Annotated in this window: 28 protein-coding genes; 8 read left to right on the top strand and 20 right to left on the bottom strand. The window is 68.2% G+C overall.

The genetic code is table 11. The features are described from left to right. The first annotated feature begins 23 nt into the window (after window positions 1-23). From ACK4MH_RS07405 to ACK4MH_RS07390, 4 genes are all read left to right on the top strand, one after another. The gene (locus ACK4MH_RS07405; RefSeq protein WP_409716641.1) at window positions 24-1,925 is read left to right on the top strand and encodes a BCCT family transporter; all 1,902 of its coding nucleotides are present in this window, start codon (window positions 24-26) and stop codon (window positions 1,923-1,925) included. Window positions 1,926-1,970: 45 nt separating this feature from the next. Further along, the gene (locus ACK4MH_RS07400; protein WP_409716639.1) at window positions 1,971-3,614 is read left to right on the top strand and encodes a serine hydrolase; all 1,644 of its coding nucleotides are present in this window, start codon (window positions 1,971-1,973) and stop codon (window positions 3,612-3,614) included. Between the two features lies 1 nt (window position 3,615). Beyond that, window positions 3,616-4,482: a tetratricopeptide repeat protein gene (locus ACK4MH_RS07395; RefSeq protein ID WP_409716637.1), complete on the top strand. Its 867-nt coding sequence runs from the start codon at window positions 3,616-3,618 to the stop codon at window positions 4,480-4,482. 92 nt (window positions 4,483-4,574) lie between these two features. Continuing rightward, window positions 4,575-5,039, top strand: coding sequence for a hypothetical protein (locus ACK4MH_RS07390; protein WP_409716635.1), 465 nt, complete (start codon window positions 4,575-4,577; stop codon window positions 5,037-5,039). Here ACK4MH_RS07390 and ACK4MH_RS07385 read toward each other — a convergent pair. From ACK4MH_RS07385 to ACK4MH_RS07360, 6 genes are all read right to left on the bottom strand, one after another. After that, entirely contained in the window at window positions 5,036-5,779 is a 744-nt protein-coding gene (locus ACK4MH_RS07385) for a DUF4893 domain-containing protein (RefSeq protein ID WP_409716633.1), read from the bottom strand. The two genes, ACK4MH_RS07390 and ACK4MH_RS07385, sit on opposite strands and share 4 nt — an antisense overlap. A 68-nt stretch (window positions 5,780-5,847) precedes the next feature. Then, the gene (locus ACK4MH_RS07380; RefSeq protein WP_409716632.1) at window positions 5,848-6,201 is read right to left on the bottom strand and encodes an FAD-dependent oxidoreductase; all 354 of its coding nucleotides are present in this window, start codon (window positions 6,199-6,201) and stop codon (window positions 5,848-5,850) included. A gap of 8 nt (window positions 6,202-6,209) precedes the next feature. Next, window positions 6,210-7,022 carry an FAD-dependent oxidoreductase gene (locus tag ACK4MH_RS07375; protein ID WP_409716685.1) on the bottom strand — a complete coding sequence of 271 codons (813 nt, stop codon included), beginning with the start codon at window positions 7,020-7,022 and terminating at the stop codon, window positions 6,210-6,212. A 14-nt stretch (window positions 7,023-7,036) separates the two neighbouring features. Continuing rightward, window positions 7,037-7,726 carry a DUF4893 domain-containing protein gene (locus tag ACK4MH_RS07370; protein ID WP_409716630.1) on the bottom strand — a complete coding sequence of 230 codons (690 nt, stop codon included), beginning with the start codon at window positions 7,724-7,726 and terminating at the stop codon, window positions 7,037-7,039. Window positions 7,727-7,769: 43 nt separating this feature from the next. After that, complete coding sequence (locus ACK4MH_RS07365) at window positions 7,770-9,080, bottom strand: response regulator (protein WP_409716628.1); 1,311 nt, start codon at window positions 9,078-9,080, stop codon at window positions 7,770-7,772. A 69-nt stretch (window positions 9,081-9,149) separates the two neighbouring features. Beyond that, the gene (locus tag ACK4MH_RS07360; protein WP_409716626.1) at window positions 9,150-10,193 is read right to left on the bottom strand and encodes a DUF4167 domain-containing protein; all 1,044 of its coding nucleotides are present in this window, start codon (window positions 10,191-10,193) and stop codon (window positions 9,150-9,152) included. Between the two features lie 351 nt (window positions 10,194-10,544). On the opposite strand from ACK4MH_RS07360, the gene ACK4MH_RS07355 reads away from it, so the two are divergent. The 3 genes from ACK4MH_RS07355 to ACK4MH_RS07345 all read left to right on the top strand — a co-directional run bounded on the left by ACK4MH_RS07355 (window position 10,545) and on the right by ACK4MH_RS07345 (window position 13,168). Then, entirely contained in the window at window positions 10,545-11,777 is a 1,233-nt protein-coding gene (locus tag ACK4MH_RS07355; protein ID WP_409716624.1) for an NAD-dependent epimerase/dehydratase family protein, read from the top strand. An 8-nt stretch (window positions 11,778-11,785) separates the two neighbouring features. Next, window positions 11,786-12,679, top strand: coding sequence for an SDR family NAD(P)-dependent oxidoreductase (locus tag ACK4MH_RS07350; protein WP_409716622.1), 894 nt, complete (start codon window positions 11,786-11,788; stop codon window positions 12,677-12,679). A 99-nt stretch (window positions 12,680-12,778) separates the two neighbouring features. Next, window positions 12,779-13,168: a DUF983 domain-containing protein gene (locus ACK4MH_RS07345; protein WP_159846369.1), complete on the top strand. Its 390-nt coding sequence runs from the start codon at window positions 12,779-12,781 to the stop codon at window positions 13,166-13,168. On the opposite strand, the gene ACK4MH_RS07340 is transcribed toward ACK4MH_RS07345, so the two are convergent. The 6 genes from ACK4MH_RS07340 to folP form a co-directional block, all read right to left on the bottom strand. Continuing rightward, on the bottom strand, window positions 13,165-13,683 hold the full coding sequence (locus ACK4MH_RS07340; RefSeq protein WP_409716620.1) for a nucleotidyltransferase family protein: 519 nt from the start codon (window positions 13,681-13,683) through the stop codon (window positions 13,165-13,167). The genes ACK4MH_RS07345 and ACK4MH_RS07340 overlap by 4 nt on opposite strands. A 127-nt stretch (window positions 13,684-13,810) precedes the next feature. Further along, on the bottom strand, window positions 13,811-14,578 hold the full coding sequence (locus ACK4MH_RS07335; protein ID WP_409716618.1) for a hypothetical protein: 768 nt from the start codon (window positions 14,576-14,578) through the stop codon (window positions 13,811-13,813). 93 nt (window positions 14,579-14,671) lie between these two features. After that, window positions 14,672-15,472 carry a bifunctional hydroxymethylpyrimidine kinase/phosphomethylpyrimidine kinase gene (gene thiD / locus ACK4MH_RS07330; RefSeq protein WP_409716616.1) on the bottom strand — a complete coding sequence of 267 codons (801 nt, stop codon included), beginning with the start codon at window positions 15,470-15,472 and terminating at the stop codon, window positions 14,672-14,674. Continuing rightward, the gene (locus tag ACK4MH_RS07325; RefSeq protein ID WP_409716614.1) at window positions 15,469-15,813 is read right to left on the bottom strand and encodes a DMT family transporter; all 345 of its coding nucleotides are present in this window, start codon (window positions 15,811-15,813) and stop codon (window positions 15,469-15,471) included. The genes thiD and ACK4MH_RS07325 overlap by 4 nt, the downstream gene beginning before the upstream one ends. A gap of 53 nt (window positions 15,814-15,866) precedes the next feature. Then, entirely contained in the window at window positions 15,867-16,223 is a 357-nt protein-coding gene (locus ACK4MH_RS07320) for a DMT family protein (protein ID WP_409716612.1), read from the bottom strand. A gap of 65 nt (window positions 16,224-16,288) precedes the next feature. Beyond that, entirely contained in the window at window positions 16,289-17,125 is an 837-nt protein-coding gene (gene folP, locus ACK4MH_RS07315; protein WP_409716610.1) for a dihydropteroate synthase, read from the bottom strand. 207 nt (window positions 17,126-17,332) lie between these two features. Here folP and ACK4MH_RS07310 point away from each other — a divergent pair, with 207 nt between their 5' ends. After that, complete coding sequence (locus ACK4MH_RS07310) at window positions 17,333-17,749, top strand: GreA/GreB family elongation factor (RefSeq protein ID WP_409716609.1); 417 nt, start codon at window positions 17,333-17,335, stop codon at window positions 17,747-17,749. On the opposite strand, the gene ACK4MH_RS07305 is transcribed toward ACK4MH_RS07310, so the two are convergent. The 8 genes from ACK4MH_RS07305 to pal form a co-directional block, all read right to left on the bottom strand. Further along, window positions 17,746-18,042 carry a winged helix-turn-helix domain-containing protein gene (locus ACK4MH_RS07305; RefSeq protein WP_409716607.1) on the bottom strand — a complete coding sequence of 99 codons (297 nt, stop codon included), beginning with the start codon at window positions 18,040-18,042 and terminating at the stop codon, window positions 17,746-17,748. The genes ACK4MH_RS07310 and ACK4MH_RS07305 overlap by 4 nt on opposite strands. Window positions 18,043-18,045: 3 nt before the next feature. Continuing rightward, a complete protein-coding gene (locus ACK4MH_RS07300) occupies window positions 18,046-18,699 on the bottom strand; it encodes a hypothetical protein (protein ID WP_409716605.1) in 654 nt (217 codons plus the stop codon). A gap of 62 nt (window positions 18,700-18,761) precedes the next feature. Beyond that, window positions 18,762-19,979 (bottom strand): acyltransferase family protein, encoded by a 1,218-nt coding sequence (locus ACK4MH_RS07295; protein ID WP_409716603.1) that lies wholly within the window; start codon window positions 19,977-19,979, stop codon window positions 18,762-18,764. A gap of 327 nt (window positions 19,980-20,306) precedes the next feature. Next, on the bottom strand, window positions 20,307-22,265 hold the full coding sequence (gene ftsH, locus ACK4MH_RS07290) for an ATP-dependent zinc metalloprotease FtsH (protein WP_409716601.1): 1,959 nt from the start codon (window positions 22,263-22,265) through the stop codon (window positions 20,307-20,309). Between the two features lie 86 nt (window positions 22,266-22,351). Further along, window positions 22,352-23,596 carry a tRNA lysidine(34) synthetase TilS gene (tilS, locus tag ACK4MH_RS07285; RefSeq protein ID WP_409716599.1) on the bottom strand — a complete coding sequence of 415 codons (1,245 nt, stop codon included), beginning with the start codon at window positions 23,594-23,596 and terminating at the stop codon, window positions 22,352-22,354. Further along, window positions 23,587-24,432: a tol-pal system protein gene (locus tag ACK4MH_RS07280; RefSeq protein WP_409716597.1), complete on the bottom strand. Its 846-nt coding sequence runs from the start codon at window positions 24,430-24,432 to the stop codon at window positions 23,587-23,589. Before ACK4MH_RS07280 ends, tilS begins: the two co-directional genes overlap by 10 nt. A 43-nt stretch (window positions 24,433-24,475) precedes the next feature. Then, window positions 24,476-25,618 carry a DUF3667 domain-containing protein gene (locus ACK4MH_RS07275; RefSeq protein ID WP_409716595.1) on the bottom strand — a complete coding sequence of 381 codons (1,143 nt, stop codon included), beginning with the start codon at window positions 25,616-25,618 and terminating at the stop codon, window positions 24,476-24,478. Between the two features lie 126 nt (window positions 25,619-25,744). Beyond that, complete coding sequence (gene pal, locus ACK4MH_RS07270; protein WP_409716593.1) at window positions 25,745-26,308, bottom strand: peptidoglycan-associated lipoprotein Pal; 564 nt, start codon at window positions 26,306-26,308, stop codon at window positions 25,745-25,747. Window positions 26,309-26,351: the final 43 nt, after the last annotated feature.

The raw sequence follows: 26,351 nt of genomic DNA, 5'->3' as shown, positions 1-26,351 counted from the left end.
GCTTCGCCATACGCTTTGACCCGATGCTGACTACAAAGATGAACCCGCGCGTCTTCTGGGGCGCGAGCGCCATCATCGCGATGCTGCTGCTTGTCGCCACCCTCGCTCCCGGACAGTCCGACCGTGTGTTCCAGAGCGTCCAGGCCTGGGTCATCGACACCTTCGGCTGGCTCTACATCGCCTCCGTCGCGGGGTTCGTGGGCCTGGTGCTGGTGCTGGCCATCGGGCCGACGGGCGCGCTGAAACTGGGGCCGGCCGACGCAGAGCCCGACTTCCCCTACCTGTCCTGGCTGGCCATGCTGTTCGCCGCCGGCATGGGGATCGGCCTGATGTATTTCGGGGTCGCCGAGCCGATCCAGCACTATATCAACCCGCCGTCGGGCGAGGGCGGCACCTTCACCGCCGCGCGCGAGGCGATGGGGATCACCTTCTTCCACTACGGCGCGCACGCCTGGGCCATCTATGCCCTGGTCGGGCTCAGCCTGGCCTATTTCGCGCACCGAAAGGGCCTGCCGCTGACCCTGCGGTCGGGCCTGTCGCCGCTGCTGGGCAAGCGGATCAACGGCCCCATCGGCGACGCCGTCGACATCTTCGCCATCTGGGGCACGGCCTTCGGCATCGCCACCTCGCTGGGCTTCGGCGTGTCGCAGATGAACAGCGGCCTGACCTATCTGCTGGGCATTCCCAATACGCCATGGGTTCAGGTGGGGCTGATCGCCGTGGTCATGGCGGCGGCGACCGCCTCGGTGATGAGCGGCGTCGGCAAGGGGGTGCGCCGCCTGTCGGAGCTGAACCTGATCCTGGCCGTGCTGCTGATGCTGTTCGTGCTGGTGGTCGGGCCGACCAACTTCCTGTTCAAGGCGCTGGTCCAGAACTTCGGCCTGTATCTGGACCATTTCTTCGAACGGACCTTCACCCTCTACGCCTATGAGCCGCGCGCCTGGATGGCGGACTGGACCCTGTTCTACTGGGCCTGGTGGATCGCCTGGTCGCCGTTCGTGGGGATGTTCATCGCCCGGATTTCGCGCGGGCGCACGGTGCGCGAGTTCCTGTTGAACGTGCTGCTGGTGCCGGCCGGCTTCACCTTCCTGTGGATGACGGTCTTCGGCAATACGGCCATCAGCCTGGACATGGGCCAAGCCGCAGGGGCGATTTCCAACGCCGTGTCGACCGACCTGTCGACCGCCCTGTTCTACTTCCTGGAACAGCTGCCGGGCGCGGCCTTCACCTCGACCCTGGCGATCCTGCTGGTGGCGGTCTTCTTCGTCACCTCGGCCGATTCCGGCGCCCTGGTGATCGACACCATCGCCTCGGGAGGAGCCGACGAGACGCCGCGTTGGCAGAGGGTCTACTGGTGTCTGCTGCTGGGCCTGATCGCCGCGACGCTGTTGCTGGCGGGCGGGCTGGGCGCGCTTCAGGCCGCCACCCTGGCCGCCGCCCTGCCCTTCGTCCTGATCATGATCCTGCTGTCGATCGGCCTGGTGCGCCAGATGAACGCCGACCTGGCGGGGCGCAACGTCGAGACCGAGGGCCCGCCCCTGTCCGAACGGCTGAAGCGCATCCTGGCCCCCGCCAGCCGCGCCGACATCGTCAAGGAGATCGACCGCCACGGCCTGCCCGCGCTGGAGACGGTTCGCGCCGCCCTGGAGGCCGAAGAGCCGGACGCCGAGATCGACGCAGACGAGGCCGCCGCCTGGCTGACCTTGCGGCATGGCGAACGGACCTTCGTCTATCGCATCGGCGCGCGATCACGCCCGCGACCGACCATGACCGCGCGCGAAACCTCCCAGGGCCGCCGCCTGCTGGAGTGGCGGCTGATGGCCCAGACCGGCGACGGCGCCCGCCCGCACGACATCACCGGCTTCACCCAGGACCAGATCGTCGCCGACGTGCTGGAGCAACTTCAGCGGTGGCGACTGGCCTAGAGCCTGAAGGGGCGCTAGCGTCCGGCGTCTTCGCTGGAGTTCGCCATGTCCCTTCGTCTGTCGCGCCGTTCCCTGTTCGCTTCCGGAGGCGCGGCGGCGCTGGCGGCCCAACCGGTCTTCGCCCAGACCGCCCCCGCGAACGACGATGCGTCGTTGGCCCAGGCGGTGGACGCCTATGTGGCGAAATGCATGGCGGCCTGGCCCGATCAGCCCGCGCTGGGCGTCACGGTGGTCAAGGACGGGACGACCGTCCTGGCGCGCGGATACGGCGTCAAGCTTCAGGGCCAGCCGGCGCGGGCCGATGAGCACACCCTGTTCGCCATCGCCTCAAACACCAAGAACGTCACCGCCGCCGCCCTGGCCATCCTGGTCGACGAGGGCAAGGTGAAGTGGGACGAACCCGTCAAAACCTATCTGCCCGGCTTCACCCTGTCGGACCCCTATATCGGCGAGCACATCACGGTGCGCGATACGCTGAGCCACCGGGCCGGGTTCGGCCTGGGCGCTGGGGACCTGCTGTTCTGGCCCAATTCGGACCGCACCCGCGCCGAGGTGCTGGCCCAGGCCGCCTTCGTGCCGATCGAGGACGGGTTCAGGGCGCGCTATCACTACTGCAACCTGATGTTCGTGGTCGCAGGCGCGGTGCTGGAAGCGGTGTCAGGCCTGACCTGGGAGGCCTTCATCCAGACCCGCATCCTGGACAAGGTCGGCATGACCGAGACCGTGCCGCTGGCGCGTCTGGCCGATCCGGCCAAGTCCGCCCTGCCCCACGGCCGGGTCGGGCCGCCGCTGCGTTACCAGGGGGCGATGACGCCCATCGCCAAGTCCATCGTCGAGGTCTGGAACTGGGATTCCGCCGCTGCGGCCGGCGGCATCTGCACCACCTCAACCGACTGGGCCAAATGGATCGCCGTGCGCCTGAACGACGGCAAACTGGCGGACGGGACCCGGCTCTATTCCGAGGATGCGGCGCGCGAGATGGTTCGGCCCAACATCATCGTCGGGTCGTCGCCCGGACCGACGGCGGAACTGCCGAACCGGGCCATCGCCTCGACCTATGCGATGGGACTTCAGGTCCAGGACTATCGCGGCGAGCGGATCGCCAGCCACGGCGGCGGTTCGCCCGGCGGCATCTCGGCGACCGTGCTGATCCCCGGCCGCAAGACCGGCTTCAGCGTCTTCTCCAACGCCGAGGAAAGCTTCCTGCTGCGGGCGCTGCGCTCGGGGATTTCGGACATCTGCATGGGCAAGATCGACGTCGACTGGATCGCCGACTCCAAGCGGCTGGAGGCCGAGGGAAATGCAAAATCCATCGCCGCCGCCGCCGAGATCGACGCCAAACAGGCGGCCGGCGCCGCGCCATCCATGCCGCTTGAATCCTACGCCGGAACTTGGCGCGACCCCTGGTACGGCGACATCGTCATCGCGCCCAGGACCGAGGGACGCGGGCGCAATCGCAAGAGCGGACTGTGGCTGACCTTCACCCATACCCCGGCCCTTCAAGGCTGGCTGGAGCCGTATGACGGCGAGACCTTCCGCACCCGTTTCCCGGACAAGCGCGAGGAGGACGCCTTCTTCACCTTCGCCATCCTGACGGCCAAGCCCGCGACGGCGACGATGAAGGGGGTCAGTCCCGACATCGACTTCAGTTACGACTATCAGGACCTCAAGCTGACGCGCGTCGATTGAGATGATCGCGACCGTCGCCCTGATCCTGGGTCTGTCCCTAACGCCGCAAACCGAGACTGCGCTACAGGACGCGCCCGCCGTCTGCCGCCCCGACGCCGCCGGGTCGATGGACGTTCAGGCCTGCGCCGATGCGGCGCCCAGGGGATCGCCGGTGCGGGCTTTGGCGCTGATCAACCTGGCGTCGCAGGCCTATCTGGCGGGCCAGTGCGCCAAGGCCCTGGGCTTCTATGACGAGGCCATTCCGCCCGGCATGACGGTGACCTCTGACATCGTCTTCCATGCCTTCCGAGGGGACACATACGCCCACGCCGGGCGCGAAGAGGCGGCGCGGGCGGACGCTGATCTGGCGTGGCGGATGCTGAAGGGCGAAGTCAGCGCGTCGGGCGATCCGGCCAACGACATGCCGGTGGACGACCAGCTGAGGTTCGAGGTTCTGATCCGCATTCTGCCGATCCTGAAGGACGGCGACCAGGCGACCTTTGCGGCGGCCAGAGCGCAGGTCATGGCCTTGCCCGCGACCGACGGGATCGCCCTGACCAACCGCGCCGGACTGCTGGCCAAGCTGGGCGATTATCCCGCCGCCATCGCCGACAGCAGCGCCGCCCTGGCCCTGTCGCCGGACGAGGCCGGGGTGCAGAACAACCACTGCTTCATCCTGTATCAGGCCGGGCGCGCGGCCGAAGGTCTGCCCTATTGCGAGGCGGCGCTGGCGACCCTGCCGCAGGCCGCGCCGATCCGACATTCCTATGCCCGGGCCCTGGCCGAGACCGGCCGCTGCGCCGAGGCTGAGACGCAAATCGCCGAAGCGCGTCAGCTGGATTCCAGCGCCGTGGACTACGTAAAGCCGCTGGACTGCACGGCGCGCTGAACGACGGCGGAGCCCCTGTGACCCAGGGTCGCAAACCGGAACGGTCGCCGCACGGCGGCGCTGTCTTCCCATCAATCCAAAGGGAGACCGTCATGTCCAAGACCCCAAATCCGCGCGCGCTGGATCGCGACGAGGCGGAAATGGTCGAACAGACGAAGGCGCTGGGAGAGCGTTCGCCGGCGGAACTGCGCGACCTGATCGGCCGGTTGCGGGCGCGTCGCGACCGGGTGCAGCGCCAGATCCGAACCCGCGTCCGTGCGGAAAAAGGTGGACCGGACACCGGAGCTGTCGAGAAAAAGGCGCTGCTGACCGAGGCCGTGGGCCGCGTCGCTGACGAGATGGCGCGGCGCAAACCGGGCGCCGAAGCCAAGGCGGCGACGGGAAATCTGCGCGAAGCCGTGAGCCGCAAGGCCGAAAGCCCGACCTGGACCGGGCCGGACGATCGCACAGCCAACTTGGGCCCGATCGAGACGCCCAACGTCAAGATCGCCCCCTCCGGCGCCTTGCACGCCGAAGGGATGCGACCCGCGCTGGGCCGTTCAACCGGTGCGCGCTAGCGTGTGATCTCCAGCAGCTCCAGCTTGGCCTCCTGCTTGGGCCAGGGCAGGACCAGACGCCAGCGATTCTGGCCGACCCGCTCGATGACGCCGACCTGATCGCGCTCGGTCTTCTCGCCATAGGCGGGGAAGGTCTTTTCGTCCGCCCCCCAGGCCTGTGCGCCGACATAGACGGCGCGGCGGTCGGTGTCGGGATAGATCAGGCCGCGCGTGCGCTGCGACCCGCTCGTCTTGGTCAGGACCAGATCGCCGCCCGGCGTCAGTTCGACCGAACAGGCGAACCAGGGATATTCGATATAGGCCAGCCCCTGGCCCTCGACACGGCGGCCCATCTTGATGGTGCGACAGCGATAGGTTCCCGGTCCCGGCTGGATGCGGCCGGTCTGAGCCGCGTTCGGATCGGCGAGCGGACCCAGCGCCTCGACCTGACGCGCGAAACCACCGTCCTCGGCCTCCGCGCGACCCAGATGCCAGGCCTGGTCCAGCCGGCCCAGCAGGCTGGCGTCGGCCGTATTGGCGACCTGACGCCAGTTGTCGGTTCCGCCCTGAAGCCCGCCAGCCGGAGCCTCCTGCTGCTGCGGCGTGGCCATAGCCTCGGGCGCCGCTTGAGCAGGCACGCCGGCCGCCGGCTCGGTCACGGCGGGCGAGGTCTCGGCCGGGCTGGCGGGGCTGTTGTCGCCACACGCCGCCAGGGCCGTCGTGGTCATCAGGGCCAGAACGGCCAGAGGGGTGCGGCGCATGCGGGCGTCTCCATCGGTTGCGGAGACACCAACGGCCCAGCCGCCGCCCGGTTCAGCCGGCGCCAGATTCAGCCGGCGATGGTCTTGCGCGGGTCCAGCAGCAGCCCCGAGACCGTCGCGGCCAACAGGCGCGGCGCGAACGGAAGCCGCGCGGCCTTGCCCAGGATGTGGTCGCGAATCCAGGGCCGCACGCGTCCGTCGGCCTGATAGAAGGGGGTGAACCCCAGGCTGAGCGCCTGATAGAGCCGCAGGTGCCAGCGTCGCTCGCGCGCATAGGCCGAAAGCGCGGCGCCCAGATCGGGATGGCCGCCGATGGCGTCGCACAGGGCATGGGCGTCCAGCAGGCCCATGTTGACGCCCTGGCCCAGTTGCGGACTGGTCGAATGGGCGGCGTCGCCGACGATGGCCAGCCGATCCGCCACGGGATGGGTCAGGGTATGATGGCCATAGCGGGCCAGGACCAGATCATCGACATGCCGATGGCGTCCAGAACCGATGCCGTTTCGGGCCACAGGGCGCGAACCTCGGCCTTCCACCGCTCCAGCCCCGCCTCACGCCAGGCGGGATAGTCTTCGGCCTTCAGGCTCCAGAAGAAGGTCGCCAGCCGATCCGGCGCCTCGGGCCTGGCGCCCACCGGCAGGACGCCGACCATTTTGGACGCCCCGCGATAGACCTGTTGCAGGGCGCGGACATCGAAATGCGGATCGTCCGGCCAGGGCGTCGTCGCCCAAAGCGCGCCGAAGCTGAGGGCCCGCCGCCGCGCCCCGTGGGCCTGGGCGATGGACGAGCGGGCGCCGGTGGCGTCGATGATCAGGTCGAAGCCGGCGGAAATCGATCCATCGGCGAAGGTCAGCCGCCCCTGCGACGCCGCCACGGCCTCGCGCCCCAGCTCGAACGCGACCCCGGCGTCGAGGCAGGCTTGGTGCAGCACATGGAAGATGGCGGCGCGGTGGACGCCCAGGGCCGAACGAGGCCGTTTCAGATCGGCATATCGGACGTCCAGAACGACCCGGCCGCTGGGGGCCGCCCGGCCGAAGATGTGGTCGATGGGCTGGCCCAACGCCTCGATCTGATCGGTCAGGTCCAGGGCGTCCAGCACGGCCAGGCCCGTCGGCTGCAGCATGAAGCCCGCGCCCACCGGCTGGGCGGCATCGAACCGTTCGAACACCACCACGCGCCGCCCCTGACGCGCCAGCATCAGGGCGACGGCCAGGCCGGTCGGCCCGGCGCCGGCGACGGCGATATCTCGCGGCAGGCTCAGCTTCGTGGCGCCGGGACCAGTTCGATCAGGTCGAGATTGGACTCATACTGGGGCCAGGGCAGGACCAGGCGCCAGCGGGCCTCGCCGATCCGTTCCAGCACGGCGACCAGATCGCGGTCGGCGTTGCGGCCGTAGGAGTTGGCGGCGGGTTCCTGGGCCAAAGCCATGGACCCGAGCAGGACCATGTGGCGGTCGTCCTCGGGGAACAGTAGGCCTGACGGACGTTGCGAGCCGGTCAGTTTGGAGAACTTCAGCCCGCGCGGCGTCTGTTCGATGCGGCAGGCGAACCAGCCATAGACGACATAGCCCAGGCCGTCCTCGCCGCCTTGGGAGCCCAGTTTGACGGTGCGGCAGCGATAGTCGCCGGGCGGCGGCGCAACGCCGGGGCGGGCGGCCTTGGGCGAGATCAGGTCGCCCAGTCCGTTCAAGTCGCCCGAGCCGGGCTGACGCTTCGCCTGCTGCAAGGCCAGGGTCCAGGCGGCGTCGACGCGGCGATAACGGTCGCGATCGGCCGAGGTGATGACGCCGCGCCAGTCCATCAAAGCGGCGCCCGTGCCCGCGCTGGACGGCGGCGGAGGCGGGGGCGGCGGGGTCGCAGCGCAGGCGGCGACGGCGCAGAGGGCGACCAGAGGCGCCAGACGGCGGATGAGCGGACGGGACGAAACGAACCGGGCGAACTGACGCATCAACGCTTCCCTTGGGGGCGACCTTGCGGGCGAAGTGGCCCTCTTAGGCCCTCTGGCGCCGGTCGGCGTCAAGGCCGGCGGACGCGGGCGCGGTGCCCAGCACATCGTTCAGCGCGGCCGCGAGGGCGGTCAGGTCCAGCGGCTTGGCCAGATAGGCATCGAAGCCGGCGGCGGCGCCGCGCGTGCGGTCCCTGGGCGAGACGGCGGCGGTCAGGGCCAGGACCGGCACGTGGCGCGTCATCGGATCGGCGTCCAGCCGCGCCTTGACCTCATAGCCGTCCATGTCCGGCAGGCCGATGTCGAGCAGGATCGCGTCGGGCCCCAGGGCGCGGGCCAGATCCAGCCCCTCCGCCCCCGTCGTCGCGGCGTGCAGCGTCAGACCCAATCCGGTCGCGGCCTGTCGCATCAGGGCGATGTTGGCGGGGTTGTCCTCGACATAGAGCACCGCCGCCTGTTTCGGCGTCGCAGCGCCCAGAACACTCGCGGCGGGCAGGCTGAGCGAAAAGATCGTCCCGCCCCAGGGCTCGCGTTGCTGGGTGAGGGCGCCGCCCATCCGCTCGGCAAGCTGCTGGACCGAGGCGACGCCCAGGGCGGTGCCCCCGCGCGCATCCTGGCCGTCCAGGGGGTGGAACAGGCGGCCGGACCCTTCGCCCGTCGTGGCTACTCCGGCGTCATGGACGGCGACGATGACCCGAGCGTCGTCGCGCCTCATCGCCATGCGGACGGTCCCGCCGGCCGGCGAATGGCGCAGGGCGTTCTCGACCAGACGGCGCAGGATGCGGCGGACCTGGCCGGGATCGGCCATGACGCACAGGCCCGACGCGGGCGGGGGACAGTCCAGCGCAACGCCCGCCTCGCGCGCCTGCGGTTCGATCCCGTCGCAGACCTGGCGCAGGGCCAGGCGCATGTCGACGCGGTGGATAGAGGGCGCGGCGCCGGCGTCGCCGCAGGCCACGAAGGCGTCCGCTTCTTCGATCAAGGCCAGGAGCACGGCGCTCGCCGCCTCGATCTGGCGCACGGCCTGGGACTGGCGCGCGGTCAGGGGGTCGGCCTCGGCATTGACCCGCAGCAGTTGGGAAAAGCCCATGACGGTGGTCAGGGGGGTGCGCAGTTCGCGCCCCAGGGCCTGCATCACCTCGCCCTTGGTGCGGTCCTCGGCGGTCAGGCGCTCGACCTGCGCCTCGGCGGTCGTCAGGGCGCGACGCAGGGCCTGGGTCTGTTGGACGATGCGGGTTTCGAGCCGGTCGTTCTCACGGCGCAGACGCAGCGCGACCGCATGCGCCTGAAGCCAGAGCCATATTCCGGCGCAGGTCCCGCCCAGGGCCAGGGACAAGACAAGCAAGACGATATCCATGACGCCCTCCTACGCGCCAGAATGGCGCGCAGGAGTTGCGTTCAGGTAAACACGCTCGCGTAAGTTGTTTCAGTCTTCCGAAGCTGCGGCGGCTTCCGGCTTGCGGCGCGGGGCGCGACGACGCGGGGCCGCCTCGCCTTCGGCTTCCGGGGCCGACGCGGGGGCAGCCGAGGCGGGGGCGCGGGTCAGGAAGCCCGGCAGGGCCGTCGGGGCGTCGGCATCGTCCGCAGCGATGGCGGCGGCGGTGCGGCGCGGACGGCGGGCGGGACGGTCCTCGGCGGCAGGGGTTTCGACCTTGCTCTCGACGACGGGGGTCTCGACGACCGGCGTCTCGCTGACGGTCTCGGTATCACCGGCCTCGGCGTGGACGGGGGCGCCGTCTTCCGCGCCCTCCTGATTATCGAAGCGACGGTTACGTTCCTCGCGGCGACGCTCCCAGCGTTCGCGACGGCTCTCGCGGCGACCGCCCTCGCCCTCGGCGCGGACCTCTTCGCCCTCGCGCGGCTCGCGGGGTTCACGCGGTTCGCGAGGCGGTTGGGCGTCGCGGTTCTGGGTCTGGTCGCGGTTTTGATCGCGGTTCTGGTCGCGGTCACGATTTTGATCGCGGTCACGGTCGCGGTCCCGATCACGGTTCTGCGTCTGGTCGCGGTCGCGGTTGTAGTCGCGGTCACGATTTTGGTCGCGATTCTGGTTCTGCTCGGTGCGGTCGGACGCTTCCTGCGCCTGACGGTCGGCGGCCTGCTGGGCGGCGACGAAGGCGGCGGCCTGGGCGCCGGATTCGTCCTCGAAATCGATGTCGAAGCCCTGGTTCGACTGTTCGCGCGCGGCGATGTCCGAGAAGGACCGTTGCGGCTGAAGCGCGCGCAGGACGCGGTAATAGTGTTCGGCGTGCTGCTGATAGTTTTCGGCCAGCACCCGGTCGCCGCCGGACGAGGCGTCGCGGGCGAGCTGCTGATAGCGCTCGTACACGGTCTGGGCGTTGCCCCGGACCTTGATGTTTTCGGGGCCTTGCGAGTCCCACGAACGATTCGGATTGGCGCTGTTGGCGTTCGAGGCGCCCGCCTTGTTCCGATTGCGTCCGCGCTGACGCTTCATGCCCTTGAAATCTCTCATTCGCGCTACCGTGTGCAGGGATGGAGCCCAGGCCGTCGGCCGGTTCCGTCCGTTTCGTGGTTCCGTTTCGATCGGGGCCGATCCCCGATTGTCGAACTGTCGGAAGGCCTTGCCGCCCGCATGGTGCGCCGGTCCTTTCGGGACCGACCGTCATGATCGGCTCAAGCGCGAACAGCCGGATAGAGGCCCGTAAAGCTGCGTTTGAGTGGGAGACAACGGAGACTTAGCCTGTGCGCCGTCCCTTTCCAAGAGTTTTCGTCAAAGCGTCGCACCAGGGGCCTAACAGCCCCGCTTTGCCATGGCCTTCTGCTGGGCTAGGCATGACCTTTGAGACGACGACGAGGCTATCCCATGCGTGTTCTGGTTCTGGGCGGCGACGGTTTCTGCGGCTGGCCCACGGCCCTGCATCTGTCGGCCGCTGGGTGGGACGTAACCGTCGTCGATAACCTGAGCCGTCGCAACATCGACAACGAGCTGGAGGTCCAGTCCCTGACGCCGATCCGCACCATGGGCGAGCGGATCAAGGCCTGGAAAGAGGTGTCCGGCCGCGACATCGGCTTCGTCAACATGACGGTGGGCAAGGAATTCGACCGGCTGGTCGCCCTGATCCGCGACTATGCCCCCGACAGTGTCGTGCATTTCGCCGAACAGCGCGCGGCCCCCTATTCGATGAAGTCGGCGCGGCACAAGCTCTACACCGTCGACAACAACATCAACGCCACCAACCACCTGCTGGCCGCCATCGTCGAGAGCGGGCTGGACGTGCACCTGGCCCACCTGGGGACCATGGGGGTCTATGGCTACAGCACCGCGGGCCTGCGCATCCCCGAGGGCTATCTGAAGGTGACGGTGGACACCGACCACGGCCCGGCCGAGCAGGAGATCCTGTTCCCGCCCAATCCGGGCAGCATCTATCATATGACCAAGACGCAGGACGCCCTGCTGTTCCAGTTCTACGCCCGCAACGACAATCTGCGGATCACCGACCTGCACCAGGGCATCGTCTGGGGGACGCAGACGACCGAGACCAAGCAGGACGAACGGCTGATCAACCGGTTCGACTATGACGGCGATTACGGCACGGTGCTGAACCGGTTCCTGATGCAGGCGGCGGTCGGCTATCCGTTGACGGTTCACGGATCGGGCGGCCAGACCCGGGCCTTCATCCATATTCAGGACACGGTGCGCTGCGTTGAACTGGCGCTGAAGAACCCGCCCAAGCGCGGCGAGCGGGTCAAGATCCTGAACCAGATGACCGAAAGCCGCCGGGTCCGCGACCTGGCCGCCATGATCGCCGACAAGACCGGCGCCGAAATCCACAACGTCGCCAATCCCCGCCAGGAGGCCGACGAGAACGACCTGGTCGTCGCCAACGACCAGTTCCGCGACCTGGGGCTGAAGCCCATCACCCTGGCCCAGGGCCTGATGGACGAGGTGACCGAGATTGCCCGCCATTACGCCGACCGGGCCGACCTGACGCGGGTGCCCTGCGTGTCCGCCTGGAACCAACGCCGGGCGGAGGCGCTGGAAAATGAGGCGCGTCCGCCAGCCGGTGCGCCGCTTTCCAAAGTTCTGACGGCCTGAGTAAAGCGATGTCCGACGCCTCCCCTTCCCTCAACCTGCTGGTCTTCGGCGGCGGCTATCTGGGACGGGCGACGGCGCTGGAGGCGATCCGGCGCGGCGGACGGGCGACCGCCACCTCGCGCGATCCCGAACGGCGTCGCGCCTTGGCGGCCGAGGGAATCACGGCCATCGACCCGACAGACACGGCTGCACTGAAGACAGCGCTGGAGGCGGCTACCGCCGTCCTGATCACCGCCGCGCCGGACGCCCACGGCTGCCCCGGTCTGCGCGCGCTTGGCCCGCTGGCCGGCGACGCCTGGCCCGACTGGATCGGCTATGTCTCCTCGACCTCCGTCTATGGCGACCGGGCCGGGGGCTGGGTGTTCGAGGACGGGCCGCTGAACGCCGCCAATCTGGAGGGTGCGCGCAGGGTGCGCGCAGAGCGCGACTGGCTGGACGGGGCGCAGGGGATGGGGCTGACGGTGCAGATCTTCCGCCTGCCCGGCTTCTATGGTCCGGGACGCAGCGTGGTCGAGCGGCTGCGAGACGGCACGGCGAAACTGGTGCGCAAGCCGGGCCAGGTCTTCAACCGCATCCATGTGGACGACATCGTCTCGGGCCTGTTCGCCTCGATGGCCCGGCCGCGTCCGGGCGCGGCCTATAATCTGACCGACGACGAACCGTCGCCGGCCGATGTGGTGATGGAATGGGCCGCCGACCGGATGCGCCTGCCCCGCCCGCCGGAAGTCGATTGGACCGACGACAGCGTCAGCGAGGCGATGCGGCGTTTCTACCTGGATTCCAAACGCGTCTCGAACGCCCTGGCCAAGGCCGAACTGGGCTGGCGGCCCGCCTATCCCACCTGGCGCGAAGGGCTGGCGACGCTGCTGGACGCGCCGCCGCCGTTGCGATTGGTGAGCTAGACGACACGCAGCTTGCCGGAGAATGGCGAAAAGATGCGATATCGCTAGGACAACCGGTCCACGCGACAGGACCGCCTTCAGGGCGCATACAGTGGTCCCATGACCGACTATCCCCGCCTCAGCACCCTCAAGACCGGCCTGGCCTGTCGTTGCCCCCGCTGTGGCAAGGGGCCGCTGTTCAAGGGCTATCTGACGCTTCAGACCGACTGCCCCGAATGCGGCCTCAGCTACGCCTTCGCCGACCCGGCGGACGGCCCGGCGTTCTTCGTCATGTCGGCGGTGGGGATCATCGGCATGATCCTGCTGATGGTGTTCGACTTCACCGTCCACCCGCCGATCTGGGTTCATCTGGTTGTCACCCTGCCGATCCTGATCGCCATGTGCCTGGGCTGCCTGCGCCCCTTCAAGGCCTGGCTGGTCGCCGAACAATACATCCACAAGGCCGCCCCGCCCGAGTTCTCCTCGAACGGCAAGCACGGCCCCTTCTAGGGTTCGATCACCGTCAGCTCGGGCCAGCGTTCCAAGGCTTTGGCGGTTATCCGCTCCCAATCCTTGGCCACCGGGCGGTGAGGGTTTGGCCTGATCCGCATGTCGAACACGTCGTCCAAGCCAAAGGGGGCGACCACAGTGATCTGATCATCGTCCTCCAACCTGACGCCCACAGCGAAGGCTGGCGCGACAAACCGGGTCAACGCCTCGGCGGTATCCTTGATGGGCGGATAGGGTTCGCCAAACTTGGCTTCGAACCATTCCGAAACCCGGCGCTGGTTACGAACTTCGACCCGGCTCCGAAGGGGCTCTTCAAAGGCGGCCGCCACGCGTTGGATCACCGCGTCTTCCGCATCCCAAGAGACGTCTTCATCGAAATAGCCGACGTCAAAGTCTTTCACGCCGTAGCCGGGCGCCTGGCCCGTAATGTCATTCCAGGCGGCCTGATAAACTGCCCCGGAGAACACCAACCAATCGTTCAGGCCTAACCCCCGGACGGTCGTCAGGACGGTCATGAGATCGGAATCGTTGCGGACGATTTTCGGTAGGCGCGATTCGTGGATCATACTCGGCGTATATCAGGAGCGTTCGAAAATGTAGCCGCCCCTCCAGTGCGCAACCAAAGTCTAGGTCTCCAGCAGACTAGAAGTAGGCCGCGTTTACCGGGTCGAGCGCAATCAACCGGTCGGTCAGCTTCTGACCAAGGGTGGCTAACCCTTCACCGTTGGGATGATAGCTGAGGTAGCGATGATGGCTAACATCGAACGGTACGTCAGCAGCGCTTTGGGTAATTGGGATAACTGTCTTGCCAAGCGTGTGTGCAATCCCGGCCTCATAGAAAACGTTGGGATTTCTACCTGTGTAGTCACAGATCACAGCGTGGCTTCGAAAAATCAGACTGAACACGTCTTGGATGACGGTAGCATGTTCCCAAATATCATCAGCCCTACGGGCGTAGAACCAGTTGGTGTCTGAACAAGCGCGTTTTATAGTTTCATAGATGGGGGTGAAGCCGGGACCAAAGGGCATCATGACCGCGATCATTTTTGAATCCAACGGCTCCACAGGGACTTCGAAAACGGAAGGGGTGAAACGGATAGTGGTGCCGATCCCTGGCTTTGTAGAAACGTTGCGACCCACTTCTTCGAAGGTGTCAGCAATATAATCTTCCACAATCTTAAGGTTCGCAGGATCGTTGCGGACGATGCTTCCCAGCACGGCAAGACAAGCTTCCGGGTAGTCATCATCGCCGAAGCTCAAGGATCGAAGAAGGCGTCCGTGGCCTTGCACAAGCCCGTCACTCCCGGTCAGAAAACCGAGTTCATTCCAGTGTGCCCCGGTAAATTTCTCGCCCATGAAGCGGCCGATCGGGACAAGACGTTTAGACGTTTCCGGGTCGAGGTAAGCCATACTTGGTCGAATAGCATCGCTTACGACATCGCGTCATCCTCGGCCGCATACGACAGGCCGAGCCATGGAATAGACTAGGTCACAATCCTTGCTTCAACCCCGCACCGGCCAGCCGTGGTCCAGCGGCCCGTGGCCGCCGCCCAGGCCCGGCGCGCGTCGGATCGCCTCGCCGACATAGGCCCAGGCTTCCGCCACCGCGACCTCCAGCGGTCGGCCCAGCGCCAGGCCGGCCGCGCAGGCGCTGGCCAGGGTGCAGCCGGTGCCGTGGGTGTGGCGGGTGTCGATCCGTTCGGCCTCCAGCACCGTCTCGCCGTCGCCGGTCATCAAGAGGTCGATCACCGTCGGCCCCGACACATGCCCGCCCTTCATCAGCACCGCCCGCGCGCCCATGGCCAGCAGCGCCTCGCCGGCCCGCCTCTGGCCGTCCAGATCGTGGACCGCGAACCCCGTCAGGGCCTCGGCCTCGGGCGCATTGGGCGTCAGCAGGGCCGCGCGCGGGATCATCAGCGACTTCACCGCCTCGACCGCCGCATCGGGCAACAGCGGATGGCCGCCCTTGGCCACCATGACGGGATCGACCACAGCCGGGGCGTCGGCTTCGTCCAGCAGGGCGGCGACTGTCTCGACCACCTCGACCGAGCCCAGCATGCCGGTCTTGAAGGCGTCGGTCCCGATATCCTCCAGCACCGCCCGCGCCTGGGCCGCGATCAAATCCAGCGGCACCGGATAGACCCCGTGAACCCCCAATGTGTTCTGCACCGTGATGGCCGTTATGGCGGTGGCGGCGAACCCGCCCATCATCGTCACCGCCTTGATGTCGGCCTGGATGCCCGCGCCGCCGCCGCTGTCGGACCCCGCCAGGATCAAGACGCGTCCCTGATGAAGCGCACTCATGCCGCCGCTCCCGAAAACAGTTTCAGCCCGACGATGCCCGCCACGATCAGCAGGATGCACACCGCCCGCACCGCCGTCGCCGGCTCGCCATAGACCAGGATGCCCACCACGGCCGCGCCCACGGCCCCGATGCCGGTCCAGACCGCATAGGCCGTGCCGATCGGCAGCTTCTGCGTGGCGACCCACAACAGGACCATGCTGCCCGCCAGCGCGACCAGCACCCACAGCGAGGTCCACGGTCGGCTGACGCCTACGTTCTTGAGGCCCGAGGCCCACAGGACCTCCAGCAGACCGGCGACGACCAGCGTCGCCCACGGATTGATCGACATCACCCAGGACATGACGACCAGATGGAACAGGCCGCCGCCCCGATCAAGCCGATAGCAAGCCGCGATCAGGCACCGAGCGGCCCCTTGAAGATGAAGAAGGCCCCCAGGCCGATGAAGGCGAACCCGACCAGATGGTTCACCGTCAGCTTCTCGCCCAGATACAGCACCGAGAAGCCGGCGAAGACCAGCAGGGTGATCACCTCCTGCATCGTCTTCAGCTCGGCGGGCGAATAGACCTGGATGCCGATCCGGTTGGCCGGCACCGCCAGCCAGTATTCGAAGAAGGCGATGCCCCAGCTGGCCGTCACCAACAGCCACAGCGGCTTGTGGTCGAACTTCAGATGCCCGTACCAGGCGAAGGTCATGAAGACGTTCGACAGGGCCAGCATGACGATGGGGGCGATGTAAGAGGTCAGGGGCATGGACGCGGACCCAGGTTGTTGCTTTCGCCGCCTCTACACCAGCCGCGACCAGACGTCGCGGGGCTTCAACCCGCCGCCATCACAGCCGCCTGGACCTTCAGCGCCTGCACCGTCTCGCGCACGTCATGGACCCGCACCATCCGCGCGCCCCGCCGCGCCCCCGCCAGCGCCAGGGCCAGCGACCCGCCCAGCCGGTCGGTCGCCTCGACCGCAGTCGCATCGATGGCCTGGATCGTCCGCTTGCGGCTGGCCGCGTACAGCACCGGAAAGCCCAGATCGACCAGCGCCCCCAACCCCGCTGTCAGCGCCATGTTGTGGTCCAGGGTCTTGCCGAAGCCGATGCCGGGATCCAGCCAGATCCGCTCGCGCGCCACCCCCGCCGCCATCGCCGCCTCGGCCCGCCCGCGCAGATAGTCCCGCACCTCGGCCACCACATCGCCATAGCGGGGGTCGGCCTGCATCGTGCGCGGTTCGCCCTTCATGTGCATCAGCACCACGTCGCAGCCTAGTTCGGCCGCGACCGCCGCACTGTCGGGCGCATGGCACAGCGCCGTCACATCGTTCCACATCGTCGCCCCGGCCGCGACGGCGGCGCGCGCCACGGCGGGCTTCATCGTGTCGATGCTGATCGCCCCGCCCCAGCGCGCGCGGACGCCTGCGATCACCGGCGCGACCCGGTCGATCTCCTCGGCCTCGCCCACCGGCTCCGCCCCCGGCCGCGTGCTCTCGCCGCCGATGTCCAGCACGTCGGCCCCCTCGGCAACCAGCCGCATGGCCTGATCCACCGCCGCCGCCGTCGAGGCCCACCGCCCCCCGTCCGAGAAACTGTCGGGCGTCACGTTGACGATCCCCATCACCTGCGACAAGGCGACCGTCCGCGCGGTTTGACTTTCATGGGCCATGGGACCAGCCTCTAGCCGTGATCACTCAGCCCGTCAGCCAGGCTCGACGCCTTTCTTACGCAGGACGCCTCGTCGCAGGCGACTGACCCGGAACGGCCGAGCGCCTTTCGCCCCGTTCCGGGCATCGATCCACCCCCTGAAAACCGCCAGCGTCCCCGCCGTCATGTCACGGCGCGCGGGCGTTCGCGATCAAGCGAAAGACCCGCCATGACCCTCTCCACCGCCACATCCGCCCGTCCGGACATCTTCCTCAGCGCCGATGACTTCGACGCCCTCTCCCGCCTCGTGGGCGACATGCCCGGCGAGGGCGTCGCCGGACTGCTGCAGCAAGAGCTTGAACGCGCCATCGTCTGCGCCCCCGGCGACCGCCCGTCCGGCGCCGCCCCGCTTCACCGCTGGCTGCACTATATCGACAGCCGCTCGCCCGAGCCGCGCCGCATACAGATCGTCCTGCCGCACCAGGCCGACATCGACGCGGGCAAGGTTTCGGTCCTGTCGCACGTCGGCGCAGGCCTGATCGGCCTGGTGGAAGGCCACACCATCGCCTGGACCGACCCCTCGGGCGCGGAACGCCGCCTGACGCCGGTCATGGTCGAGGATCCGGAAACCCTCGGCGGCGACTAGCGCCCGATCAGTCCGCCCAACGCCTCCAGATAGGCGGCGAAGGCCTTGCGGCCGGCGGGCGTGATCGACACGCGGGTTAGGGGCTTGTTGTTCACGAAGCTCTTGGCCACGGCGACATAGCCCGCCTCCTCCAGCTTCTTGATATGGACGGACAGATTGCCTTGCGTCGCCTCCAGCACCGTCTTCAGCTCGGTGAAGTCGGCGGCCTCGGCGTCCGCCAAATAGACCATGATCCCCAGCCGCATCCGGCCGTGGATGACCTCGTCGATCTTGCCGAGATCGTTCAGCCCCATGGATCAGCCGACGTCCGCATCGACGGCGCGCGTCTGCAAGGCCGCGCGCGTCATGATCCAGCCCGGCCCGGCGAAGAGGGCGAACAGGGCGGCGGTGCAGACATACAAATAGATCACCGGCTCGCGCACCAGCAGCCCCAGCGCCACCGCCGTGATCCAGCCGCCGATCGAGGCGGCCAACATCCAGGGCTTCTTCCTGAGGTTCCAGGCCACGAACCAGGCCGCCGCCTGCAAGGCGAAGATCATCGCCGGATAATAGAGCCAGACGGCGAAATCCTTGTCCCGCGCCGCGCCGACGCCGAACACGATGATGATCGCCAGGTTCGCCATGCCCGCGCCGCTGAAGGCCGCGTTCAGGGTCCGGGTCACGATCGGCCCCGCCGTGCCCAGCTTGCGGTCCTCGCGGATCGCCCAAGTCAGCACGATCAGGAAGGCGACGGTGATCCCGGTCACGAAAGCCAGATTGGCCAGGTCCGGCCAGCGCACCCAGCCCACGGCCTGGCCGACATGGAACAGGCACTGCAGCCCATACAGCAGGCCGCCGGCGAGATAGGCCACGCCCAGGGTCAGGGTCGCCTTGGGATTGTTCCCGCCCTGGACGATGGCCTTCAGGAAGGCCAGGTCGGCTTCGGGCGTGCTGCGAGACTTGTCGGACATCGGGTGATTCCTGTGCGACCGGCGCACGTTCTCGGATGAACGCCGCCGTCGGGGTTGGCAAGCTATTCGGCGGGGACCAGGGCGGGCGTCGGCTTGTTGCGCCACGGCGCGCGTCGCCCGTTCAGCCACCGCCCCATGAAACCGTGGCGGATCAGCAGTTCGTACGAGACCAGGCAGACGGCGAAGACGCCCAGCGAAACGCCGGCCAGTTTCAACGCCCACGGTCCAGCCCAGTCCTGCACCCAGACCTGGGCCAGCATGACCAGCGGCAGGTGCACGATATAGACCCAGTAGGAGGCGTCCGAGAGGTAGCGCCGGACCGGGCTGCGCCCCGACAGGAACCGCAGGCACAGCCCCATGGCGGCCAGGGCCGAGGCATAGACCGCCAGGGCCGTCACGGCGGCGGCCAGCGCCTTGGCGCCGGTCGGCGCGGTCATCGGCGCAATGTTCGGTCCGCCCGCCAGGACATAGGCGGCGACGCCAGAGATCGCCGCCACGATCAGGAACAGCGGCGACCATCTGGCGATCCGCCCCAGCAGGTCGCGCCGACGGTCCAGCATGAAGCCCAGGCCGAAGGCGAGGCCGAACCCGACCAGGGCCGAGGCGTGCGGGATCACGCCCGCATCCGGCGTCGGCACGGCGAAGAAGGCGATCCATTTCGGGTCCAGCCACAGCGCCAAGGCCAGCGGCGCGGCCAGGACGACGGGCGTCCAGGGTCCGATCAGGGCGCCGGTGATCCTGTCTGCGATCGGCCCCGACCGACCCTTGCGATCCACCCCAGAGAGGACCGCGCGAAGGATCAGCACGGCGGCGTAGAACAGGGTCAGCACCCACAGGAACCACAGATGGGTCAGCGGGAAATTGGTCCAGTCGTAGGTCGGCGGCGGGGGCGGCGGCGCGCCCGGCGTGACCAGACCGTTGGCATGGGCGTTCCAGACCAGTGCCGTGACGATCCCCGCCATGACCGGAAACCAGAAGGCCGCCAGCGGCCCGGCGATCCGCATCGCCCGGTCCTTGGCGAATCCGGCCCATCCCCGTCGCGCCAGCATCATGTGGGCGAACAGGCCGGCGATCAGGAAGAAGGCCGTCATGCGAAACAGGTGGATGGCGAAGAACAGCCACGCCGCGCCGATCGATCGACTGTCGTCCGCCACGATCCAGATCTGCTGCGGGAAGAACGACAGGCTTGCGTGCAGTACGACGCCCAGCAACAGCGCACCCGCCCGCAGCGCATCGAGCCCGTGCAGCCGCTCGGCTTGACCCGTTTCAAATGCCGACATGACAACCCCTCCTCAGATTGAGGTCGCCATATCTCACAGACTAGTCTGCAATGCAAACTTGTTCGTTTTATCACTCCATAGCCGTCATCCTAGGCCTTGTGCCTAGGATCCAGACTCCCGTTGCATGGAGTGAGGCATGGGCGGCGATGTGCGGCCGTCCCCACCGCCTGAGTCTCTGTATCCTAGGCACCAGGCCTAGGATGACGAAGTGGGGAGCAGGGCGTCGCTCCGACATCGCCGCCACGCGCCGGCTCTCCACCCCAAAGAAAAACCCGCCGGGAGATCGCTCTCCCGGCGGGTTCATCGTCTTCAGACCTGAACCTCGGTTCAGTGAACCGTCGGCACGCTGGTCGCGGCGGGTGCAGCGACCGGGACCTCGATGTCGGTTCCGTCCGACACCGGCGTCACCGGCACCGAGACCGAAGGTCCGGCGTTGGGGAAGTTGTTCTCGTCGCGGTTCGGCGCGACGCCCTTCTCCAGCAGGTCCTTGATCTCCTCGCCCGACATCGTCTCGTATTCCAGCAGGGCCTGGGACAGTTTCTCGTGGTCCTCGGCCTTGGTGGTCAGGATGCGACGCGCATCGTCCCAGCCTGCGGACACCAGACGACGAACCTCTTCGTCGATGGTGCGCGCCGTCTCTTCCGAGACGTTCTGGCTGCGGGCGACCGAGTGACCCAGGAAGACCTCTTCCTGGTTCTCGCCGTAAGCCACCGTGCCCAGCTTCTCGGAGAAGCCCCAGCGCGTGACCATGGCGCGCGCCAGCTTGGTCGCCTGTTCGATGTCCGACGAGGCGCCCGAGGTGATGTTCTCCTTGCCGAAGATCAGCTCCTCGGCGACGCGACCACCGGCCATGATGGCGATCCGGTCGATCATCTGCTGGTATTTCATCGAATAGCGGTCGCCTTCCGGCAACTGCATCACCATGCCCAGCGCTCGGCCGCGCGGGACGATGGTCGCCTTGTGCACCGGGTCGGCCATCTTGACGTTCATGGCGACGATGGCGTGACCGGCCTCATGATAGGCAGTCAGGCGCTTTTCTTCCTCGTTCATGGCCATGGAGCGACGCTCGGCGCCCATCAGCACCTTGTCCTTGGCGTCCTCGAAGTCGCGCTGGGTGACCATGCGACGGTCCTTGCGGGCCGCCGTCAGAGCCGCCTCGTTGACCAGATTCGCCAGGTCGGCGCCCGAGAAGCCGGGCGTGCCGCGCGCGATGGTCTTGGTGTTCACGTCGGCGGCCAGGGGCACGTCCTTCATGTGGACGCGCAGGATGCGTTCGCGGCCCGAGACATCCGGGTTCGGCACCACCACCTGGCGGTCGAAACGGCCGGGACGCAGCAGGGCCGGGTCCAGCACGTCGGGACGGTTGGTGGCGGCGATCAGGATGATGTTCTCGGAGGCCTCGAAGCCGTCCATCTCGACCAGCAGCTGGTTCAGCGTCTGTTCGCGCTCGTCGTTGCCGCCGCCCAGGCCGGCGCCGCGATGGCGCCCCACGGCGTCGATCTCATCGATGAAGATGATGCAGGGCGCATTCTTCTTGGCCTGTTCGAACATGTCGCGCACGCGGCTGGCGCCGACGCCGACGAACATCTCGACGAAGTCCGAGCCCGAGATCGAGAAGAAGGGCACGCCCGCCTCGCCTGCGACCGCACGGGCCAGCAGCGTCTTGCCGGTGCCGGGAGGGCCCACCAGAAGCGCGCCCTTGGGGATCTTGCCGCCTAGACGCTGGAACTTGCCGGGATCCTTCAGGAAGTCGACGACCTCCTGCAGTTCGTCCTTGGCTTCGTCCACGCCGGCGACGTCATCGAAGGTCTTGCGGCCCTTGTGCTCGGTCAGCAGCTTGGCCTTGGACTTGCCGAAGCCCATGGCGCCCTTCGCCCCGCCCTGCATCTGGCGCATGAAGAAGATCCACACCCCGATCAGCAGCGCGATCGGCAGGATGCCCAACAGCAGGCTCATCCAGATCGACTGGCCGCCCGACTTGGCGTCGATCTCGACGTTGGCCGCCAGCATCTGGGCCACCAGCTGTTCGTTGGGATAGACGGTGGTGGAGGTGAAGCGTTCGCCGTTCTTCAGCTCGCCGTTCACCTTGTCCAGGCGGATGGTCACCTGTTTGACGTCGCCGGCGTTCACCCGCTGCACCAGTTCGGAATAGCTCATCACTTCGGGTTTGCCGCCGGGCGGCTGGCCCGCCACGCCGTTCATGGCGCCGCCCTGGGACAGGGCCGCATAGCCCGCCAGAAGCGCCAGGATGATCACGCCGGTGATCGCCAGATTACGCAGGTTCATTGAGGTCCTCGGTCGTCCGCGAACCCGAGTGGGTCGACGGTCTGGATGTGTCTGCCTGGGAAAATAGGAGCTTAATCAGCGTTACGCTATCGGGTGGCGGAAATCAGGTCGTCTTCGTGCGTCGTTTCGTCCAGCGCCAGCCTGAGCCGTTCCGCGACAAGCGCGCGCCGTTCAACCCCTTCGCCTGCAAGAACCGGCGCCAGACCCCCGTCCCGGACCAGCACAGGCCAGGCCCCGCGCGTCGCCGCCGGCAGGCGATTGATCCAGGCCCTGTCGGCGTCCGACAGGCTCGCCAACCGCCCCCGCGCCGCCACGACCGACCAGCCAGGGTGTTCAGCGCGTAAGGCGAAACGCCCGTCCCACACCGCCTCGACGCCCGGCGTCAGCACCATCGACGCGATCCCGCGCCGCCCCAGCTCGCCCGCCTCGCGCATCACCCGCACCCCATCGCCGGCCGCCTCGATCCGCGCGCCGCACAGGGTCGCAGCGAAATCCTCGCCCACCTTCAGCCGCGCCGTCAGAGCCTGCAACCGCGCCCCACGCGGCGGCGTCGCCCCGCCGCCGACGCAGACCAGGGCCGCCGCCAGCGCCCGCGCTCCAATGTCGCGGTCCACCCTTGCCATCGCCTCGCCGTCCATCGTCGGACGCCCGCCCGCGCCGACCCGCACCGCATCCGGTGTTTCAGGGACCGCCCCCACCAGAGCCTGCCGCGCCCGGCTGCGTCCGAACCTGGGATCTGCGTTGGCGGGGTCCTCGATCCAGTCCGCCCCCTGCCCCGACAGCCAGTCCCGCAACACCCCGCGCCGTTCGCCCAGTAGAGGCCGCAGCAGCATCAGCCCCTGCCCCTGCGGCCAGGCCGGCGACGGCGACCATTCGCGGACCCGCCCCAGCGTCGAGCCTTGCGCCCGCATCAGATCGGCCTCGGCGATGTCGTCGGCGGTGTGGGCGAACAGCACGACCCGCGCCCCGGCCTCGCGCGCAGCATCGGCGATCAGCCCATGCCGCGCCGCCCGCGCCGCCGCCGTCAGACCGGTCTTCGGCTTGTCCCCGTCCCAGCTCAGCCCGCGCCAGTCCGCCCCCGCCGCCCGCGCAGCCTGGGCGGCGAACGCGGTCCAGCCGCCGCTCTCCGCATTCAGGCGATGATCGACGGTCAGGGCCAGCACAGACCGCCCGCGCGACCGCGCCCAGTCGGTCGCCAGCCGCAACAGGGCGACGGAATCCCCGCCCCCCGACAGGGCCAGCGCCACCGGCCGCTCCGCCTCTGTCGTCAGTCGCGCATCCAGCCGCGTGAACGCTCGCGCCGTCAGATCATTGTCGGGCGTCAGGCGCACCCGCCCGTGGTCTTCAACTGGGCCGCCCGCGCCTTTTGCGGGTCCGAGGCGGCGGGCGCATAGCGGCGCGTGAACTCACCCAGGGCGGCACAGCCCTGCGGCTTCCTCTGGGTCGAAAACAGGGCGTCGGCCAGTTTCAGCGTCGTGTCCGCCGCCCAGCCGATGCGCGGCCAGTCCTTCAGCGCGGCGGCGTAATAGGGCACCGCCCCCGCCTTGTCGTTCGCCGCGACCCGCAGGTCGCCCAGGCGCGAGTTGGCCTCACGCGACTGCGGCGTATCGGGCCAGGCCGCGATCACCGTCTCCAGCGCCCGTTCGCCGCGCGGCTTGTCCGTGGACAGCAGGGCCACCGCCGCCGCCAGATCCCGCGTCGCATCCCCGGTCGGCGAGGTCGCCTCGATCGGCGCATTCAGCTCGGCCGCCGCCTCCAGCTTCTGGAGACGCGCCTCGGTCTCGGTCAAACGTGCAGTCAGGGCCTGGTTGTCGCGCGTGGCCTCATCTAGCTGGAACGTCAGCCGCTCGTTGTCGCCGTTGATCCGGCGCACCGTGGCCTCCAGGTCGCCCAGCCGACGATCCATCAGGGCGAATTGCCCCTGCAGCGTCACCACCTCGGGGTCCGGCTCGACCAGCACCGGCTGACCGGCGGCGTTCCTCTGGGTCAGGGCGCGCTCCAGCCGGCGCACATTGCGGTCCAGCTGGTCCAGCCGGCGATTGTCCCACTCGGTCCGCTCCATGATGTTGGGCTGGGCCTGTTGCGCGACGGCGCCGCCGCCGATCAGGAACACCCCGAGGGCGGCGGCGGCGAGAAGGTGAACACGGGAGATCGAGAGCTTGGACATACCTCTAGCTTTCACCGATTTGGGGCCGCCGCAAGGCCAGTCTTCAGTGACCCAGGCCCAGATAGACGATGGCCGTGACGAACAGGCCGACCACGATGTTGCAGAACACCAACAACGCCGTCGTCCGCCACAGGGCCGAGAACCACGACAACGAATAGGCGCCCTTCATCTGGGCGAACATATGCACCGGCACGGCCAGCACCCCCAGGGTGATGACGATCTGACCCAGCCACCCCGCAAGCGTCGCCGACAGCACCATCAACATCAGCAGCATGGCCATGAAGGTCAGCGAATACAGGACATAGACCCCGTGGTCGTACAGGGTGAACCCGCGCTTCCACAGGAACAGCAGGGCCACGAACGGGATCGACAGCGGCACCAGCAGGAAGGCGAACTTGTACATCGTCTGCTGCAATTTATAGAACGCCAGGTCCGGGTTCTGCAGCTTCTTCAGCACCGTGGCGCCGACGCCGTGGCCTTCCTTGTTCGCGTCCTGGCCGACGACCTTCAGCTTGGTCTCGCCGGCTTCGCCGGTCGCCATATCCTTGATGCTGGCCTGCCAGCTGCCGGGCTTCAGCCCGTCGGCGCGGCCGTCACGCTGTTCGACCTCCAGCCGGGCCAAGGCCGCGCGTCGGTCGTCGACCAGCTTCTGTCCGGCGTTGATCGCCATCTGCATCGTCGGGGCAGGCTGGGCTGCGCTCTCGGCGCGCAGCTGCACCAGCGCCTTTTCGGCCTCGGCCAGACCGACGCGCTGGGCGGCGATCCGCTCGCTCATGTCAGCCGCCTCGCCGGTCTTCGATTCGGGGTGCGGCATGAAGCTGAGCGCGAAGAACATCACGAACAGGGTGAACAGGAAGATCGCCAGCGGCGAGACATAGCGCGACCGCTTGCCCTCGACCCACTCGCGCGTCAGCCGGCCGGGGTTCAGCCACAGCAGCGGCAGGGTGCGCCAGATGCGGGCGTCGAAATGCATGACCCCGTGCAGCAGCTCTTCGCCCAGGTGCAGCAGGGTGCGGTGGACGTGGGTCGGCTGGCCACACTCAGCGCAGAAGTTGCCGCTGGTCTGCGCGCCGCAGTCTGAACAGACCCCGTGGGCATGGACCTCGCCCGCCTTGCCCGTCGGCGTCTCGATCGCGCCCGCGACCAGGCCGCCCGTGACGGCGCCGCCCGCCCCTTCGATGTCCATGTCCTGATCCCCCGATCCTTACGGCGACGTTCTTGCCGCCCGCCCGGCGTCAGGACAAGCGCCGAAACGAAAAGAGGCGCCGGCCTTGCAGCCGACGCCCCTTTGCTCTGTCTTCTCAGCCGATGTTTAGCGCGGCGCGCCCGACACGATGGCGGTGTGGGCGTTGCGGTTGCGGGCGAACGAATCTTCGCTCGACCCTTCCGCGATCGGCCGTTCCTTGCCGAAGCTGATGGTGTCGATCCGGCCCGCCGGAATGCCCCGGTTGATCAGATAGGTCCGCACCGACTCGGCGCGGCGCGCGCCCAGGGCCAGGTTGTATTCGCGCGTGCCGCGTTCGTCGGCGTTGCCTTCGATGCGGATCGTGACCTGCGGATAGCGTTGCAGCCACTGGGCCTGGGCGTCCAGGCGCGGCATGGCCTCGGGACGGACCTCATAGGAGTCCAGGTCGAAATAGATGCGGTCGCCGACGTTGACGACGAAGTCCTGTTCGGTGCCCGGCGCGGCCGAACCCATCTCGCCACCGGTGACGGGGCCGGTCGGGGCGGTCGGATAGGCGGGGCCCGTCGGCTGCGTCGTGCCGTCGTTGGGACCAGGCACGCCGGTCTCGACCGGGGGCTTGCGGGTGCAGGCGGCCATGGCGGCGACGGCGCAGCCCACCATCGCCAGCTTGAGAATGCGGGAAGTCTTCATGAGGTCGTCTCCTGACGGTGTTTCGTATGCGAGGCCGCAGCCC

It is taken from the genome of Brevundimonas sp. (genome assembly GCF_046295075.1).
Classification (GTDB): Bacteria; Pseudomonadota; Alphaproteobacteria; order Caulobacterales; family Caulobacteraceae; genus Brevundimonas.
The sequence above is the reverse complement of the archived record's forward strand: the minus strand, read 5'-3'. Positions and strand labels throughout refer to the sequence as shown.

Excerpts from the sequence above, each read along its gene's own strand:
- ACK4MH_RS07370 (WP_409716630.1), bottom strand. The coding sequence starts at position 7,726 with ATGCGTCAGTTCGCCCGGTTCGTTTCGTCCCGTCCGCTCATCCGCCGT.
- ACK4MH_RS07390 (WP_409716635.1), top strand. The coding sequence starts at position 4,575 with ATGTCCAAGACCCCAAATCCGCGCGCGCTGGATCGCGACGAGGCGGAA.
- thiD (WP_409716616.1), bottom strand. The coding sequence starts at position 15,472 with ATGAGTGCGCTTCATCAGGGACGCGTCTTGATCCTGGCGGGGTCCGAC.
- ACK4MH_RS07365 (WP_409716628.1), bottom strand. The coding sequence starts at position 9,080 with ATGGATATCGTCTTGCTTGTCTTGTCCCTGGCCCTGGGCGGGACCTGC.
- ACK4MH_RS07355 (WP_409716624.1), top strand. The coding sequence starts at position 10,545 with ATGCGTGTTCTGGTTCTGGGCGGCGACGGTTTCTGCGGCTGGCCCACG.
- ACK4MH_RS07300 (WP_409716605.1), bottom strand. The coding sequence starts at position 18,699 with ATGTCCGACAAGTCTCGCAGCACGCCCGAAGCCGACCTGGCCTTCCTG.
- pal (WP_409716593.1), bottom strand. The coding sequence starts at position 26,308 with ATGAAGACTTCCCGCATTCTCAAGCTGGCGATGGTGGGCTGCGCCGTC.
- ACK4MH_RS07350 (WP_409716622.1), top strand. The coding sequence starts at position 11,786 with ATGTCCGACGCCTCCCCTTCCCTCAACCTGCTGGTCTTCGGCGGCGGC.
- ACK4MH_RS07325 (WP_409716614.1), bottom strand. The coding sequence starts at position 15,813 with ATGTCCTGGGTGATGTCGATCAATCCGTGGGCGACGCTGGTCGTCGCC.
- ACK4MH_RS07395 (WP_409716637.1), top strand. The coding sequence starts at position 3,616 with ATGATCGCGACCGTCGCCCTGATCCTGGGTCTGTCCCTAACGCCGCAA.
- ACK4MH_RS07400 (WP_409716639.1), top strand. The coding sequence starts at position 1,971 with ATGTCCCTTCGTCTGTCGCGCCGTTCCCTGTTCGCTTCCGGAGGCGCG.
- ftsH (WP_409716601.1), bottom strand. The coding sequence starts at position 22,265 with ATGAACCTGCGTAATCTGGCGATCACCGGCGTGATCATCCTGGCGCTT.
- ACK4MH_RS07310 (WP_409716609.1), top strand. The coding sequence starts at position 17,333 with ATGACCCTCTCCACCGCCACATCCGCCCGTCCGGACATCTTCCTCAGC.
- ACK4MH_RS07360 (WP_409716626.1), bottom strand. The coding sequence starts at position 10,193 with ATGAGAGATTTCAAGGGCATGAAGCGTCAGCGCGGACGCAATCGGAAC.
- ACK4MH_RS07340 (WP_409716620.1), bottom strand. The coding sequence starts at position 13,683 with ATGACCGTCCTGACGACCGTCCGGGGGTTAGGCCTGAACGATTGGTTG.
- ACK4MH_RS07335 (WP_409716618.1), bottom strand. The coding sequence starts at position 14,578 with ATGGCTTACCTCGACCCGGAAACGTCTAAACGTCTTGTCCCGATCGGC.
- ACK4MH_RS07295 (WP_409716603.1), bottom strand. The coding sequence starts at position 19,979 with ATGTCGGCATTTGAAACGGGTCAAGCCGAGCGGCTGCACGGGCTCGAT.
- ACK4MH_RS07280 (WP_409716597.1), bottom strand. The coding sequence starts at position 24,432 with ATGTCCAAGCTCTCGATCTCCCGTGTTCACCTTCTCGCCGCCGCCGCC.
- ACK4MH_RS07320 (WP_409716612.1), bottom strand. The coding sequence starts at position 16,223 with ATGCCCCTGACCTCTTACATCGCCCCCATCGTCATGCTGGCCCTGTCG.
- ACK4MH_RS07275 (WP_409716595.1), bottom strand. The coding sequence starts at position 25,618 with ATGGACATCGAAGGGGCGGGCGGCGCCGTCACGGGCGGCCTGGTCGCG.
- ACK4MH_RS07305 (WP_409716607.1), bottom strand. The coding sequence starts at position 18,042 with ATGGGGCTGAACGATCTCGGCAAGATCGACGAGGTCATCCACGGCCGG.
- ACK4MH_RS07385 (WP_409716633.1), bottom strand. The coding sequence starts at position 5,779 with ATGCGCCGCACCCCTCTGGCCGTTCTGGCCCTGATGACCACGACGGCC.
- ACK4MH_RS07405 (WP_409716641.1), top strand. The coding sequence starts at position 24 with ATGCTGACTACAAAGATGAACCCGCGCGTCTTCTGGGGCGCGAGCGCC.
- ACK4MH_RS07345 (WP_159846369.1), top strand. The coding sequence starts at position 12,779 with ATGACCGACTATCCCCGCCTCAGCACCCTCAAGACCGGCCTGGCCTGT.
- folP (WP_409716610.1), bottom strand. The coding sequence starts at position 17,125 with ATGGCCCATGAAAGTCAAACCGCGCGGACGGTCGCCTTGTCGCAGGTG.